Origin of the sequence: Bradyrhizobium sp. AUGA SZCCT0222, assembly GCF_018130205.1 — a bacterium.
Classification (GTDB): domain Bacteria; phylum Pseudomonadota; class Alphaproteobacteria; order Rhizobiales; family Xanthobacteraceae; genus Bradyrhizobium.
Map to the genome: position 1 here is coordinate 295,402 of NZ_JAFCLX010000001.1, position 15,078 is coordinate 310,479.

Below are 15,078 nucleotides of genomic sequence, written 5' to 3' on the forward strand. Positions count from 1 at the left end.
TCGCCTACACCGCGTTCTTCAGCCGCTCCAGCGCTTCGAGAATCTTTTCTCTTCGCGCCACGGCCGCCTCGCGCTTCTCTTTCTCTTCCTCGACGATCTCTTCGGGCGCATTGGCGACGAATTTCTCGTTGCCGAGCTTGGCGTCGACGCGTTTGATGTCGGCGTCGGCCTTGGCGATTTCCTTGTCGAGCCGGGCTTTTTCGGCCGCCAGGTCAATGACGCCCTTGAGCGGTAGCGCCACGACTTCGCCGCGCACCAGCAATTGCACGGCGCCTTCCGGCGGGCGGTCGGCAAAGGAAATCTCGCCAAGCCGTGCCATGCGTTTGACGGTATCGCTCCAGCGTTGCGCGCGATCTTTGGTCTCGGCGGATGCGCCCGCCAGCACCAGCGGCGTCAGCGTCGCCGGCGCGATATTCATTTCCGCGCGCACCGAGCGGATCGCCGTGACGAGATCGACCACCCAACCGATTTCGGCTTCCGCTGCGGGATCGCTGAAATCGCCGGCATCGAGGGCGGCCATGATCGGCGGGATCAGCGCATCGTTCGGGCCCGCCAACGCCATCGATGCGAGTTGGTCCGCCGTCGCCGCTCCTGCCTTGCGCGGCCATTCCGCCAGCACCAGCAAGCCGTCGCGCTTGGCCGTCACCGCCCAGAGTTCCTCGGTGATAAAGGGCATGAACGGATGCAGCAGCTTCAGGATTTCATCGCGCGCCCAGGCGACCATGGCGCGGGTCTCGGTCTTCGCCGCGCCCTCCTCGCCCAGCAACATCGGTTTTGCGAGTTCGATGTACCAGTCGCAATAGACGTTCCAGACGAAGCGATAGATCGCGTTGGCTGCGTCGTTGAAGCGATAGGCCTCGATCGCCTCGGTGACTTCACGCGTGGCGCGCGAGGTTTCGTGCGCGATCCAGCGGTTCAGGGTTTCCCTGGCGCTCGTGTGATCAAAACCCGCCGGCATGACGCAGCCGTTCATTTCGGCAAAGCGGCAGGAATTCCACAGCTTGGTTGCAAAATTACGATTGGTCTCAACGAGTTGCGGCGACAACTTGATGTCATGGCTGTGCGCCGCGCCGCGCGCCAGTGCAAAGCGCAGCGCGTCGGCGCCGAAGTCGTCAATGACACCCAGGGGATCGATGACGTTGCCTTTCGACTTCGACATCTTCGCGCCCTTCTCGTCGCGAACCAGGCGGTGGATGTAGACGGTCGAGAACGGCGCTTCGTCCTTGAAGTGAAGGCCCATCATCATCATCCGCGCGACCCAGAAGAAGATGATGTCCCAACCCGTCACCAGCACGTTGGTCGGATAGTAACGCGCGACCTCCGGTGTTTCCTCCGGCCAGCCCAGCGTCGAGAACGGCCACAGCGCCGACGAGAACCAGGTGTCGAGCACGTCTTCATCGCGCGTGATGAAGCCTTCGCGTTTGGCGGAATCCTCCGCCATCGCCTGCCCCTGCTCCGGCGTGATGACTTCCTGTTCGACGTAATAGCCGAGCGCGTTGCCGACGGCTTCCTCTTCGGTCTCGGCGACGAACACCTTGCCGTCAGGGCCGTACCAGGCCGGAATCTGGTGGCCCCACCAGAGCTGGCGGGAAATGCACCAGGGCTGGATGTTCTCCATCCATTCGAAATAGGTCTTTTCCCAGTTCTTCGGGACGAACGTGGTCGCGCCGCCACGCACCGCCGCGATCGCGGGCTGCGCCATCGTCTTGGCGTCGACATACCATTGATCGGTGAGATACGGCTCGATCACGACGCCGGAGCGATCGCCGTGCGGCACCGCGTGGGTGTTGGGCTCGATCTTTTCGAGGAAGCCGAATTCCTCCAGACGCGTGACGATCCGCTTGCGCGCGGCGAAGCGATCGACATGGTGGAATTCTTCCGCGAATTGGGACGCGCCTTCCGGCAGGCCGCGCAGATAATCCTCATTGTCGACGAGGGCCATGCAGCCCTCCTGATCGAGCACGCTGATCTGCGGCAGACCGTGGCGCTTGCCGACTTCGAAGTCGTTGAAGTCGTGCGCCGGCGTGATCTTGACCGCGCCCGAGCCCTTCTCGGGATCGGCGTAGTCGTCGCCGACGATCGGAATGCGGCGGCCGACCAGCGGCAGGATGACGTGCTGGCCGATCAGGTGCCCGAGCCGTTCGTTGTCCGGATGCACGGCAACCGCCGTGTCGCCGAGCATCGTCTCCGGCCGCGTGGTCGCGACCACGATGAAGGTCGTGGGATCGTCAGGGCTGAAGTTCTTGCCCTCGATCGGATAGCGCAGGTACCAGAGACTGCCCTTGACCTCGACCTGCTGCACTTCGAGATCGGAGATCGCGGTGAGCAGCTTCGGGTCCCAATTGACCAGCCGCTTGTCTTTGTAGATCAGGCCTTCGCGGTGCAGTTCGACGAACACTTTTACGACCGCGCGCGACAGGCCCTCGTCCATCGTAAAACGTTCGCGCGACCAGTCGCAGGAGGCGCCGAGCCGCTTCAGCTGGTTGACGATGACGCCGCCGCTTTCCGCCTTCCACTGCCAGACGCGCTCGAGGAATTTCGCGCGCCCCATGTCGCGGCGGCCCGGCTCCTGCCGCTCCATCAATTGCCGCTCGACCACCATTTGTGTGGCGATGCCGGCATGATCGGTGCCGGGCTGCCACAGCACGTCGCGGCCACGCATCCGTTCGAAGCGGCAGAGAATGTCCTGCAAGGTGTTGTTGAGCGCGTGGCCCATGTGCAGCGAGCCGGTGACGTTCGGCGGCGGGATCACGATGGTGAAGGGCTCGGCGTCGCGCCGCTCGGGGCGGCCGGCTTTGAACGCGCCGCTCTCCTCCCAGATGGCCGACATGCGGCTTTCGATATCGGCGGGCTGGTAGTTTTTCTCGATCATGACAATGCAATTGGGTCTTGAGGAAGCGACAGCGTTTTCGGGCGAATTTGGATCAGTTCGCGCCAGGAAAACACGTTCAAAACAACAGACTAGCGCCCGACTCTGAAGCAATCAGGAACCTTACGGCATCCCTTTGTTTGAGCATGATCTTTTCGGAAAACCGGTGCCCACTTTTCAGGATCATGCTCTAGAAAGCCGCCGCAAGGCATCAAGTCAACCGGACCTGTATGCCGAAAGCACGATAAAGCCCAATGGGGGTGGCTGAATAAGGGCCAAAGCGGCTGCAGGCAGGTTAACGCCCGCGCGAAACCCGCTCAATTTCGGCTTTGACGAGCTTCTCTACCAAGCCCGGGAGATTGTCGTCGAGCCAGGATTTCAGCATCGGCCGCAGCATTTCCTTGACCAGATCTTCCAGCGTGCGCGCGTTGTTGCTGAGCACGGTGTTGGCCAGCGAATTGAACGCGGATTCGACCGCCGACACCGTCGAGCGCGACAATATCTGCGGTCCCGGCGCAGCTGCGGCGCTCTCGAACGGCGGCGGTTCATAGGCCGGCTGCCGGTGCAGCGCCTTGGCGGCGGCGGTCTCGGTGAACTCGATGTCGTCCTGCGGCTCGATCTTGTGGAATGAGGATGCCGCCGGCTGCGGATCCGGCACCGCCATCTCATCGGTGAGCTCGAACACGTCGGCCTCGGGCTGCGCCGGGCGGATGTCGGCCTCCGGCGTCGCCGCGTCGAGGCTTGCGAGCATCGCGTCGATGTCGTCCTGGTTGTTGCTGGCGGCGGGCTCCGGCGGTGGTGGCGCGGGCTTGGGCGCGGCGGCCGGTTTGGGCGCGATCGCCGACGGCGGAATATCCTTCATCGCCGTCGGCTTGGCGGCCGGAGGCTCGGGTTTCACGGCTGGCGGCGGGCTTGCGGGCTTCTCGGCGGCAGCCGGCTTTGCATCAGCAGGTTTGGCTTCGTCGTCAGCGATGATGCGACGGATCGACGCCAGAATCTCCTCCATCGAGGGCTCTTGGACCTTTGCAGGTTGCGTCATCGCCGACTCCACATCGAAACCATTTTACACCAAGCCACTCGGGATTTGCCGGTTCCGGATATGCAGGCCGGGATTTTCATCGCGCAAGCCAGACTTGTCCCCAGATCAACCCCACACGATGCATCGCGCGGGGTTCCGCTCCCCAAAAGCAACCCGGCTCGCGGCCTGTAGACGTAAAAGGTGTGCGAATCGCCCTGCTGCCTCCAAGAAAGTTATGTCACGGCAACAAGTGATTGCAACAACACACCCGGCGTACTCCCCGTCGGGTGGTGAATCATTCCGGCCGGATGACGTTGTCATCCCCGGCGGCACGCCTGTCATCCCCCGGGGTCACGCCTGTGATCCCCAAGGTGACGTTGTCATCCCCGGTGACGCTTGTCATCCCGCACGCATGCGGGTGGTGGGATATTATCAGCGGCCGTCGGGCGTGCGAACACCGGCCCAGCTGTCGCGCACCTGATGATAATGCACGCTCGGATCATAGGTCGTGGTCGGCAGCTTGAGCACGATCGGTGACAAGCGCCCGATCGTGTTGAGCACCGAGTAGGACGCGACGACGCGGTCGTGCTGGGCGGTGACGAGCGCGACGCGCGCGTTGACCAGCGCCTGCTGCGCGTTCAAGACGTCGAGCGTGGTGCGCTGTCCGGCCTTGGCTTCCTCGCGCACGCCGTTGAGCGCGATCTCGGACGCCGTCACCTGCGCCTGTGCCGACTGCACCTGCGCCTTGCCGGCCACCAACTGTCCCCAGGCGGTGACGACGTTGGCGCGGGCCTGATCCCGCTGCTGTTCGAGAGTGAGGCGCTGCTGCGCCAGGGTTTCCTTGGATTGGCGGATCAACGAATATTCGGCGCCGCCATTGTAGATCGGGACATTGAGCTGCGCGACAGCCGACGCCCCGAACGACCTGTAGACTGTCATGGTCTGTTCGTAGGACTGCTGCACCGATGCCACCAGGTTCACGGTCGGCAACAATGCGCCCTCGTTGACCTTGACCTGGAGGTAGCTGACGTCGATGCCGAACATCGCCGCGGTAACATTCGGATTTTGCGTCAGGCCGAGTTCGACGGCGCCGGGCAGCGTGCCCGGCAAATAGCGATCGACCGGCGAACCCGGGGCCAGCGCTACCGGCTCATTGCCGATGATGCGGCGGAAGTTCGAACGCGTCGTGTTCAGGTTGGACTCGGCGGTGAGTTGCTGGGTCCTGCCGGCGGCCAGTTGTGCTTCCGATTGCGCGACGTCGGTGCGGGTCACTTCGCCGACATTGAAGCGGTCCTTGGTCTGCTTCAGCGTCTGTTCGAGCACGCGAACGTTGCTCTTCTGAACCTCGACGATCGCGGAGTCGCGCAGATAGTCCATGTAGATCGTGGCCGCCGACAGCAGCACAGTCTGCTCCAGCGCCCGCAAGGCTTCGCGCGCACCGGAAACCTGGCTTTCAGCGGCGCGGGTGCGGTTGGCGGTCTGCTGGCCGTTGAACACGTTCTGCGTGACGGTAGCGCCGACGCTGCGCGGCGCGTTGGTGCCGTGAGTTTGCTGAGAAACCACGACGGGGGCACCCGCAGCGTTGAGACCGCCAGAATTGAGAAGCGTGTCGGTATATTGATAACCGGCGCTGGCGGTGACGGCGACCCTGGGGCGATAGCCCGACAACGCCTGTGGCACGTTTTCGTCGGTGAAGCGCACCTGGGCGCGCTGCGCGTTTAACTGTGGGTTGTTCTGATAGGCGCGCACCAGCGCGGCCTCGATCGTATCGGCCAGAGCGGGCGTCGGGCCCACCAAAGCTAACAGAAGGACCGAAGCCGCAGCTCCGGTGAAAACCTTCACCCCACGCATCAATGGTGATCCAATCATTTAGTTCGCCGGCCAAAACAACAACCGGACGCCGCTTCAGTCGAAGTGAGTCCCGGCTCACCTTATTCCGCACAGAGCCCCGACGGAACCACCCAGCAAGCGAAAGCAGTCGAAACTCTTCACGTGGGGCAAACGGGCCACACTTCTGATTCAGAACGGGATTTTAACAGCCTGAACGGGGCGTCTTTTTGTTTTGACGCGTTTTCCTGGCGCGAACCGGGTTCCGCTTCGCAGAAAACGCTTCTAGAAAACGAACGCTGGAAGCCGTTCCATGCCCGGCAGCACCGGCACCGCGGCGTCGAACAACGCCCGGTTCCCGAAATCGCCATGGGAACGCGTCACGATGGTGGCCCGCTGCGGCTGCGACATTGCGAAAACGCCGACCAGCCGGCCGCCGTCCCGGAGTTGCCCATAGAGCTTTTGCGGCACGACCTCGGTCGCGCCGTTCAGGACGATGACGTCGAAGGGCGCCTTGGCGGGATCCCCGTCGGCGCCTGTCGCGCTATGGACCTGCCTGGCAAATTGGCCAATCACGGCAGCGGCGTATCCGCTGGCGCAGCCCACCACCAGAACATTGTCGGTTTCCTTGATCTCGGCGGCCTGCAGCATCTTCGCCAGCACCGCCGGCTGGATCAGGAACTGCTTTTCCGAACCGGCCTCGCCGACCTCGAGATCGAGGTCCAGATAAGCCAGGGCGCGCTTGTTTTCGGGGACAAAGGTCTCGCGCGGCACCGCCAGCATGGCGTCGATGATGCGGATATCGGTGACGTCGCTGGGACGCACCTGACCATCGACCATTTTCTGGCGCGCGGTCGAAAAACCGGACATTGGCGAAGACCCTTCGAAGACCCTTGGGCTGAGACCCTGAAAGCAAGCGGCGTTGCCGCCGGGAGAGCTGAAACCGGGGTCATCTTTGGTACAAGCTCCGGCAAAACGCAACATGCCGGGCGCGCGCGCCAACCGGGCGCAGGATTCCGAAGATAAAGGCGCCCTACTCGATCGTGACCGCAAGCCGGCCGATCAGCTGCGCCACCTCGTCCAGATGCTCGGAATCATGTTCCACGAGCGCTTGCGCCAGCCGGAACAGGCATTCGTCATCGCTGAGATCAGGAACATCGCTCGGCACGATCGACGGCACGGCTCTCGTCAGGTCGGTGGTAATGGCTGACATCGATTCGGCTCCCGTGAAACCCGGCAGTTTCAAAGCTCGGATCGGATTGAGTCGAATTGGCGGCTTGCGCCATGCTCTGCGCGGATGCCGGGTTTGCACCGGTGCGTTGCCGGTTATGCCCGCGCCGGACCGGGAAATGGCGGCAAATCCTTGAGCCGGCGGGGATTTCAGGCCCCAACCACCGTGGCGCCGGGGATGGACATTTGGTCCTTTGCAAGCCCGAAAGGCTTTGTTATACGCTCCCGGCTCGCGAACATTTGTTTCGCCTATTCCTCGGTAGCTCAGCGGTAGAGCATTCGACTGTTAATCGAATGGTCGCTGGTTCGAATCCAGCCCGGGGAGCCAGCAAATTCAATTGTTTCTCAGGCTTCGACGCGGCGCCCGACAGGCGCGTTCTGCATCGGGGCCACTTCAAGGCCCACTTGAGTATCCTGCGTCCTGAGCGACAACGTACTTGTTCCTCAGGGGGCTATCCGGTCGAATCGGAGCAGCCCCGATCGGGCGGCTAGCGCAGCGGATGCGGTGCCTACCTGCTGCCGATCAGTGCAGTCTTTCGCGTTACGTCACCCGTCGCTGCAGTCCGCCGATCCAAAGTGACGTTCGATCCCGAGCGGGACGCTGCGGATTTTTTTCCCCCACCGACGCGGCTATTCAATTAGGTATCCGATTTGCTCAGCCGTTACCTGCCGGCTCGGCAAAAGACAGTGCGAGCCGCAAAAATTCTTCGCGGTCAAATTCAACTTCACCGAATGTACCACGCAAGACCAGCGGACAGGTCGCGGCTGCCTTGAATGCGGCTTCATTGATCAGCCTAAATTCGCGGCCGTGCAAATTCATCGTAAGGCCGGATAACGCTTGAAGTCGGTAGCTGATAGCGACCAGATCAGCGGTGCTTACTTCCTTGGAAAGTGCATCGACGATTGAGATGGTGGCGTTCTCGAATCCACGGGGGCCATCCTCAGCCGCGCTGTTGGCGCGGGTCAGAAGATCGGCGCAAACTTCTCGTACTGGCTCGCCCATATGAGTTTCCTGCGAATCGGGATCACTCACGATGACACAATGAAGGTGGCCGAAAACCGATGATTGAGGGCTTGTCCCACCTATACACAGGGTATGGCCACAAGCGCTGCTTGATGCGGAATCCGGCCATTTTCATCGAACGACGCGGTCAAGCCTTGGTGCAGTTCTGGCGTGGCGCTGGAGTAAGCCAATGAAAGAACTGAGGTACTCCGAACTAGTTCGGAAAGATCAACCGGGCTGCGGTAACTTGCGGAGGCCGTTGGCAATCCGCCGTTGCCGGTCGGTTGGAATGGGCGGCCCCAGTACAGCCCGGTCCCCCGGCGCTGGGGCCGCCTACCCAAACGCAGCCGCCAACTGAGGCAGTCGATCGGCTGGGACCACGGCTCGCTTCCCCCCAAAAATATCACCCCCGCGCCCGTCGCCCGCGGCGACCATAGGGCGCTGAAGAGGGGGCTCGCGCCGGCGCCTGGAATGATCGATGATCCGATCGCCAACCAGGAACGACCAGGGATCTTCGATCTTGAGCTGAACGCCCTTCAGAGTGGTGAAAGCTGATCGGAGCACAGGGAGAAACCGGGGCAGTGACAATCAGACCGCCTTATTCGACGTCGGGAGTTAGGGGGCCCGTGTGAAATTCAAGTTGGCGATACTGACTGCGCTAGCCAGGCGCCCTGACGGCCGCGCGTCTCTTGACGACCTCAGGGGCGATGTCGAGGCACTCACTGCCGACGAAGATCAATCGGAAGCCTCCGCGCTCGATGACATCGACATTTTTCAGTCGGGGCTGGTGACGCCGGAAGGCGACGGGTTACGAATTACCGACGCAGGCCGATCGGCGTTGAGGGCTTTGGGAGCCTCGAACGAGCCCTCATTTGATCTTCCCGCACCATCTCCCTCCCCTTCACTGAAAATGATCGATCATCTCGTCGGCACTGAGGAGCGTCTGAAAATTTTCGATCTCGATCGGCGGGACGATAAAATCGATGTCGACCCCGACGGGGTGGAAGAAACTGCAAATGCCGAGGATACTTCTTCGGTAAGTACAATTCCTGCCGCCGCTCAAGCATCACGCGGCCATTTGCCCCATGAAAGTATTGCCCAGCCCATAGCTCCGGAAGTTGGTGCCGATCTACAGAACAGCAATCCAATCCCGGTTCCTCGGGAAGAACCGCGGCGGCCCGGCGCACCCGGCTTTTTTTCGCGAAATTCTGATGCCGAGGCCAAGACGCCAGCGCTCGCGCCGCCTGAACGAAACAAGTTCAGTAAGCTAATCGCTGCCAGATTTCAGCAAGCTCAGGCCATCTGGCAACGTCATCTGGAGCGAGACGGATCCACCGCAAAGGCGGCACGAAGGACCGGAAATGTCGGAGGCGTAGCCATTGCGCTCCTGACCCTGCTCGTGCTCGTGATGTGCGCTGGAGCAGTGATTGCCCTCACCCAGATCAGATCCCTGAAATCGGAAATCGCAACCCTCCAGCGCGAACTCTCGCCTCTCAGGGAACGCGCCGCCAGGGCGGATTTTTTGGAAAGAGCAAAACAGAAGGCTGACCAACAAACGGAATCCCAAAACAAATCCGGTGCTGAAAAGAAGGCCGGGGCCGACCCTCGAACCGAGCAAGCTGCGCTCAATCTGACACCAGAAGAAATTCGACTGATCCGGGATTTTATCAAGCCCGCGCCGGCCGCGGGCACGCCTGCACCCGCGATCAAAGTCGGCGACACGGTCGGCATCGCAACGATCCCGCTACCGTCCCCGCTCATGGAGAAGATTCCGAAATTGCTCGGAGCCAGGTTTACGACCCGCAATGGATCGATCATCATTTTGCGACGTGATAGCCGGCAGGCCGACCTTGTCTTGCCACCTAGCTAGCTAAGCTGTATGCGGGCGATCGCCCAGGAGCGCAGCCGCTTCGGCTATCGACGCCTGCACGTTCTGCTCAAGCGGGAGGGCTAAACTCGCCGTAAAGCTTGCGAGCTCGCTCAGGTTTGCCCGAATTCATGATGTCCGGGATTACCCCAAAAGGTCCACGCATGGGATCGAATATTCTTGTTAATGAATAGATCCGATGTGTTTGCTTTCGACTGACGGCTTCGGCGGTCCTTCTGAAGGCTGGCATTGTCTTCTGGAGCGGGAGTTGAAGCTCCAGCATTCGCCAATCAGCTGGCGCTCTTAGAACCCGACATAGGGCCGCTGAAGCCAGCAGATTGTTATTGAGGCAACATCGCCGAATAAGTCGATATTGTGGGAACTTGGGCAATGCTGCCCGGTTCAGGGAGGAGGAAAACCTATGAAATATATGTGTGAGTATACGATCCGAACGGCAGGTCTTTCCTTTGATCAAAACATTGCGGGGGGTGAGGCGCTTCTAACCGCGTTCAGTAAGTGGAGGCCTGAAGAGGAAAAGGGGCTGACGATCCACGCGTTTGTTTCAGACCTCGCCGGAAGGAGCGGATTTATTTTGGCTGAGACCAATGACCCGAAGGCCATCACCGCCTTCGCTGCGAAATACAACTATTGGAATGACGTCAAGATTACTCCTGTGCTGGATGTTGGCGAGGTGGTTCCGATATCAGCGAGCGCGCTTGATTGGGCGCGTAAAGCATCAAAGGGTTGATCGACGGCCGCTTTGGTCCATTGAAGCGTCCCGATCTGGATTGGTCGGGGCGCTTTAAATGATCAGCCAACACCTATACGCATTACCGCACGCCGCCCCAAGGGCTTGAAGCACTTGGCGGCGCCTCCCAGGCGCGGTTGGATGGCCGTTATCGCGAGGAATAAATGGGGATGCAAAAGCGGGGAATTGCGGCTAGCGGGCTTGTGAGTGCGGGGCTCGCGCTGAGCGTGTCGATCGCGGCCGCCGCCGAGATAAAATCTTTGAATCCCAAAGACGATCGCGTCGAAATTTCCATCTCCGGCAATATTGCACCGGGTGATGCTGAATTATTGAGAACGCGCATCAAGGCGGCTACTGATGCGGGTAAACTGGTGACCTCGGTGCGATTGAACTCGGAGGGAGGTAACTTACTAGAAGGTGTCCGGTTGGCAGACGTGGTCAGGTCTGCAAAAGTGTCCACGAACGTAGGGGAAAACGCAACCTGCGCATCGGCTTGCTTTCTCATCTTCGCGGCAGGGGAAACAAAGTATGCATATGTTCGCGCCCGCATTGGAGTGCATGGCGCGTCCGAGAATGGTACCGTGTCTCGCAAAGCAACTATGGCGATGGCCCGTATTGCAGAAGAATTGACTGTCCCCTCGTCCATCATTCGCCGCATGGTAAACACGCCGCCCGGCGATGTGACCTGGCTTAGCCTTAATGATCTTCGATTGATGGGAGCGGATATCAATCACTACAAGGAAAGGTGAAATACACGGACCCCCATTTCTGCGCCCGGCCCGTGCGTGCCCGCTCTGGTTGCGGAAGACTCCGGCTTGTAGTTCTGTGTGTGGGGCTGAGGGCGAAGAAATGACTCCGCAACTTGATTGGACGTTCTCAACCACATATCGAGCTCCGTCCAATCTTGGACACGTCAGTATATCACGCTTGGGCCGATGATTATGCCGACACCGTGGCATCCAGTGCGGCTACGCCGCAATGCGATTGCTTCGACGAGACGAGACGCGTCGCAGCCAACTCACCAGAGCTCTTACTTCCTTCCCCACGGCGAGGAAATAGAGCAGGTGCGTGACAGCAAAGGACAGGAGGCACGTCCCTAAAATGGTCGCCATCACATACAGGCCAACACCCGACGGGACCGCCATGGTTCCGAGCGATGCATGCGTGAGGGTGGGTACGCCGACCTGCCAGGAGAAGACCAAAAGGCCGGCATAGACTACGCTCGCATGCGTTGCGACCGTGAAAGGGAGCCTGGACCTGGTTGCGAGCCCAATGCAGGCAAGCGCGAAGATCGGAAGCGCAACCCCGAAGAACTGAAACCCGTCAATTGGAACGAGATAGCTCAACGCTGAGGAGCTGCGCTGAAAGATGCCGAACACCCCGAGATTGATGAACCAGAGAAGTTCGGAGCTGGGGTCATATTGAAGCGCCCGCGCGGCCAATTCGGCGCAAAGCGTGGCGGTAAAAAGCGCGAACGGTCCGAGAATTTGCAGCTTGAAAAGACGGTTCATGAGACGAGCCATACGCCAAAAACGTTTAACTCGCCTTAAAAGTTCCCGGCGCAGGGAGCGCCCTCTAGCCGGTAAATATCAATAAAATAAAACTGGTACGGCCAGCTACTCTACCCTGGCTGATTATTCGGCGGCCTCTCAATGAACCGCCGGCTGCCATTGAGCAGTTCAAGGTTATTGATGACCACCGGGTTGGTCGGGTCGAGCGAATAAGCCCTCTCAAACTTTCGCCGCGCCGCATTCAGATTGCCGCGCAGCATGTATGAATATCCCTGATCATTCAGGAGTTGGACGGTTTCGCCCCCCAGCCTGGCCGCCTGCGCGTAAGCCTGATCGGCAAGATCAAAGCGACGCACCCGATCATAGCTCGCTGCGAGCCCCATCCAGGCCGTCAAATCCTTCGGCGATTTCTCGACGGCGTCCTTGAAATAGCGCTGGGCGATCCCGTAACTGCCGCGGTTGAAATGCTCCAGCCCAAGCCGCACCGGCTCGTCGGAGGGATAATATTTGACGTCGGTCGGTTCCTGCACGGGGTCCGGACCCGCCGTATTAGCCGGAGCGACGATAGCCGCATCTCTCGTGGTGGTGTCACACGCCGCAAGACCGGTCGCCAACCAGCAACAGGTCAGCATTAGAATGAGACGACGCATAACCCTTTGTCCCCCGCCCCGGTCCAGCGGACCAGCGCACCGTTCGAAATATCATCGCTAATTTTACGCACCAAAACCGGTCACCTAACTCCTGCGCCACCGACCGGCACCGATACTCCGGAAGCCGATCCAGCCCCCAATCCTTCTATATTGACGTTCTGGGTTGGGGTCGGCCGCACGCCCATCTGCCTGCCCCCTTCGCCGATGTCGGGAAGCTGATCCACCGGCTGTTTCGTGTTGCCATAGCGCGTCACGGCGGCGCCCACGCGCCGGGCGTCGGTAGCGATCCTGCGATCACCGACGTATCGCGGCCATGGATGGATGGTGTGGGTGACGGCGTTGACCTGTTTGGCGTCGCCGGCGGTCATCGTGATGGTGTCGGAACGCTGGAAGTAGCGGTCCACCTCGTCATGCCCCGCCAATCCATAGCAGCCCCCGAGCAGGAGCGGAGCGAATATGGCCAGCAATCTGATGCGCATAGTTCGTCCTCAGTTCAGGGTTTTGATCGCTGGACCAGAAACGGGAGCCGGCGCCGCATTACGCAGCTCGGGGGCGATGATGTGGCCGTACGGTCCCTTCACCTCGCCGCCGGAATTGACATAATCGTTGTAGCGCTTTTTCACTTCCATCTGACCATTGAGGAAGAAATCGACGTCGTTGGCCGGGAGACGGGAGTCGAGCGGCGATGCTAGCGCTTGTCCGGGTACCGCCGGTGCCACCAGACGCGGCGTGACGATGATCACCAGATCGGTTTCCTCCTGCTGGAAGGACGAAGAGCGGAACAGCGTCCCGAGCACAGGCACCGAGCCGATCCAGGGCACTTGCGAGACGTCCTGTCGGTTGCGGGTCTGCAGCAGGCCGGCGATGGCGAAGCTCTGCCCGTCGCGCAACTCGATCGTGGTCCGGGCGTCGCGGCGGGTCAAGGATGGGATGATCGTACCCCCGATCGTGACCGTATTAACGTAATCAAGCTCGCTCACCGACGGCTCCACGCGGAGGTTGATCACGCCGCGTGACAGAACAGTGGGCACAAAGGCCAACTCAACACCGAACTTCTTGTATTCGATGGTAACTGTGGGAAAGGAGCCTGCAACCGGTGTGGAGGCCACGGGCACTGGAAATTCGCCGCCGGCGAGGAAGCGTGCCGCGTCGCCGGAGAGCGCCATCAGGTTCGGTTCGGCCAGGCGGCGCAACACGCCCTTGGTCTCCAGTGCCGTCACCAGACTGTCGATCGACATGCCGTTGTTGAGCCTGAGAATGCTTGTGAGCAATGCGCCATACGGCGCCGCGCCACTTGCCAGTGTTGCGGCAGTACCAAGCAGCGGAAGGCTGCCTGCAGGATTACCCCCAACCGAAGTACTGCTCGGCCCTTGAACAGCAGTAGCCTCCCCGCTGATGGGTGCCCTCCTGATGGTATTAATACCGCCGATGGGGGCCCTCCCGATGACCCCAGGTGCGCCAAGACCCGTGTTACCCACGTTCGTGCCGTTTGCATTGGCGACAAAGAGGTTGACACCCAGGTCACGGCCGGCGGCTCTGTTGACCTCGAGGAAGCGAACTTCCAGCATCACCTGCTGCGGCCCCGCAACGTTCATGGCGTTGACGACAACGCCGCCTTTCGTAACGGTGCTGGTGGCGATCGCCATGGCCCGCTCGGCCGCAACCGCGTCGACGGCGGTTCCGCTGAGCACCACCTGCCCCTCGGAGGACGAGACGCGAATACCCTGCATGCCGGTGCTGTTGCGGATGTTCTGCTGCAGATTGCTGGAATCGATCGCCACCTCGACATCGAGGATCCCGATCTGCTTCATCGAGGAGTCGAACAGGATGACGTTGGTGGTGCCGGTCTGCTTGCCCTGGATGTAGATCAGGTGATCGCTCAGCGACTTCACGTCGACAATGTCAGGCGAACCCGCGACAATCGTAGCAAAAGCCGTATCGACCCTGAAGGTGCGCGACTTGTTGACGGTCACCTTGACCCGCTGGACGTCGTTCATTTCGCTGACGAAGACGCCGCTGGAGGATCCGCCCCGCCGGTCTGCAGCGCCCGCGCGCTCAACGGAATTAAACAAGGCAAGCGCAGCGCCAACTGCGATCACGCCCGAGGCGAGAAGCCTCCCGCCTGCCCTAGCCGAAACGCGACCGCCCTGCATTCGATTCCCCCTCGACGCGATCCACTTCTGTCCCCGTAAACTTACGGTCTCCGCCTCTTAGCAACTCTCCTTCGCGCACCCCGTCGCAAAGCTTACCAGTTTTTCCCATTATAAATCGTTACTTCGCGTTCCCGGCGCGCTTTGGCCTCAGTGAGAACACTTCCCAGTCTCCCGCTGGCCGCGAATGCGACTCTGAGATCAT

13 protein-coding genes and 1 tRNA gene are annotated in these 15,078 nt (G+C 60.8%); 4 read left to right on the forward strand and 10 right to left on the reverse strand.

What is annotated here, in order from left to right; all coding sequences use genetic code 11:
• Positions 1–4 precede the first annotated feature (4 nt).
• From JQ629_RS01300 to JQ629_RS01320, 5 genes are all read right to left on the reverse strand, one after another.
• A complete protein-coding gene (locus JQ629_RS01300; RefSeq protein WP_212410587.1) occupies positions 5–2,872 on the reverse strand; it encodes a valine--tRNA ligase in 2,868 nt (955 codons plus the stop codon).
• A 292-nt stretch (positions 2,873–3,164) separates the two neighbouring features.
• On the reverse strand, positions 3,165–3,908 hold the full coding sequence (locus tag JQ629_RS01305) for a PopZ family protein (protein WP_212410588.1): 744 nt from the start codon (positions 3,906–3,908) through the stop codon (positions 3,165–3,167).
• Between the two features lie 411 nt (positions 3,909–4,319).
• Positions 4,320–5,738 (reverse strand): TolC family outer membrane protein, encoded by a 1,419-nt coding sequence (locus tag JQ629_RS01310; protein ID WP_212410648.1) that lies wholly within the window; start codon positions 5,736–5,738, stop codon positions 4,320–4,322.
• Between the two features lie 261 nt (positions 5,739–5,999).
• Positions 6,000–6,584, reverse strand: coding sequence for a protein-L-isoaspartate O-methyltransferase family protein (locus tag JQ629_RS01315; protein WP_212264690.1), 585 nt, complete (start codon positions 6,582–6,584; stop codon positions 6,000–6,002).
• Between the two features lie 163 nt (positions 6,585–6,747).
• Positions 6,748–6,927, reverse strand: a complete 180-nt coding sequence (locus JQ629_RS01320; RefSeq protein ID WP_212410589.1) for a hypothetical protein — start codon at positions 6,925–6,927, stop codon at positions 6,748–6,750.
• Between the two features lie 270 nt (positions 6,928–7,197).
• Here JQ629_RS01320 and JQ629_RS01325 point away from each other — a divergent pair.
• Positions 7,198–7,272, forward strand: a tRNA-Asn gene (locus JQ629_RS01325).
• 327 nt (positions 7,273–7,599) lie between these two features.
• Here the strand turns inward: JQ629_RS01325 and JQ629_RS01330 are convergent.
• Positions 7,600–7,947, reverse strand: a complete 348-nt coding sequence (locus tag JQ629_RS01330) for a hypothetical protein (RefSeq protein ID WP_212410590.1) — start codon at positions 7,945–7,947, stop codon at positions 7,600–7,602.
• Positions 7,948–8,575: 628 nt separating this feature from the next.
• Here JQ629_RS01330 and JQ629_RS01335 point away from each other — a divergent pair.
• The 3 genes from JQ629_RS01335 (at position 8,576) to JQ629_RS01345 (ending at position 11,311) form a co-directional block, all read left to right on the forward strand.
• The gene (locus tag JQ629_RS01335) at positions 8,576–9,817 is read left to right on the forward strand and encodes a hypothetical protein (RefSeq protein WP_212410591.1); all 1,242 of its coding nucleotides are present in this window, start codon (positions 8,576–8,578) and stop codon (positions 9,815–9,817) included.
• A 418-nt stretch (positions 9,818–10,235) separates the two neighbouring features.
• Positions 10,236–10,562 carry a DUF3303 domain-containing protein gene (locus JQ629_RS01340; RefSeq protein ID WP_212389258.1) on the forward strand — a complete coding sequence of 109 codons (327 nt, stop codon included), beginning with the start codon at positions 10,236–10,238 and terminating at the stop codon, positions 10,560–10,562.
• Positions 10,563–10,726: 164 nt separating this feature from the next.
• Entirely contained in the window at positions 10,727–11,311 is a 585-nt protein-coding gene (locus tag JQ629_RS01345; RefSeq protein WP_212410592.1) for a COG3904 family protein, read from the forward strand.
• Between the two features lie 219 nt (positions 11,312–11,530).
• Here JQ629_RS01345 and JQ629_RS01350 read toward each other — a convergent pair whose 3' ends face one another.
• From JQ629_RS01350 to JQ629_RS01365, 4 genes are all read right to left on the reverse strand, one after another.
• Positions 11,531–12,073 carry a hypothetical protein gene (locus JQ629_RS01350; RefSeq protein ID WP_249134743.1) on the reverse strand — a complete coding sequence of 181 codons (543 nt, stop codon included), beginning with the start codon at positions 12,071–12,073 and terminating at the stop codon, positions 11,531–11,533.
• Between the two features lie 110 nt (positions 12,074–12,183).
• Positions 12,184–12,723 carry a tetratricopeptide repeat protein gene (locus JQ629_RS01355; RefSeq protein ID WP_212410596.1) on the reverse strand — a complete coding sequence of 180 codons (540 nt, stop codon included), beginning with the start codon at positions 12,721–12,723 and terminating at the stop codon, positions 12,184–12,186.
• Positions 12,724–12,803: 80 nt separating this feature from the next.
• Positions 12,804–13,202 carry a hypothetical protein gene (locus tag JQ629_RS01360; RefSeq protein ID WP_212410598.1) on the reverse strand — a complete coding sequence of 133 codons (399 nt, stop codon included), beginning with the start codon at positions 13,200–13,202 and terminating at the stop codon, positions 12,804–12,806.
• A 9-nt stretch (positions 13,203–13,211) separates the two neighbouring features.
• Positions 13,212–14,876, reverse strand: a complete 1,665-nt coding sequence (locus tag JQ629_RS01365; RefSeq protein WP_212410599.1) for a type II and III secretion system protein family protein — start codon at positions 14,874–14,876, stop codon at positions 13,212–13,214.
• Positions 14,877–15,078: the final 202 nt, after the last annotated feature.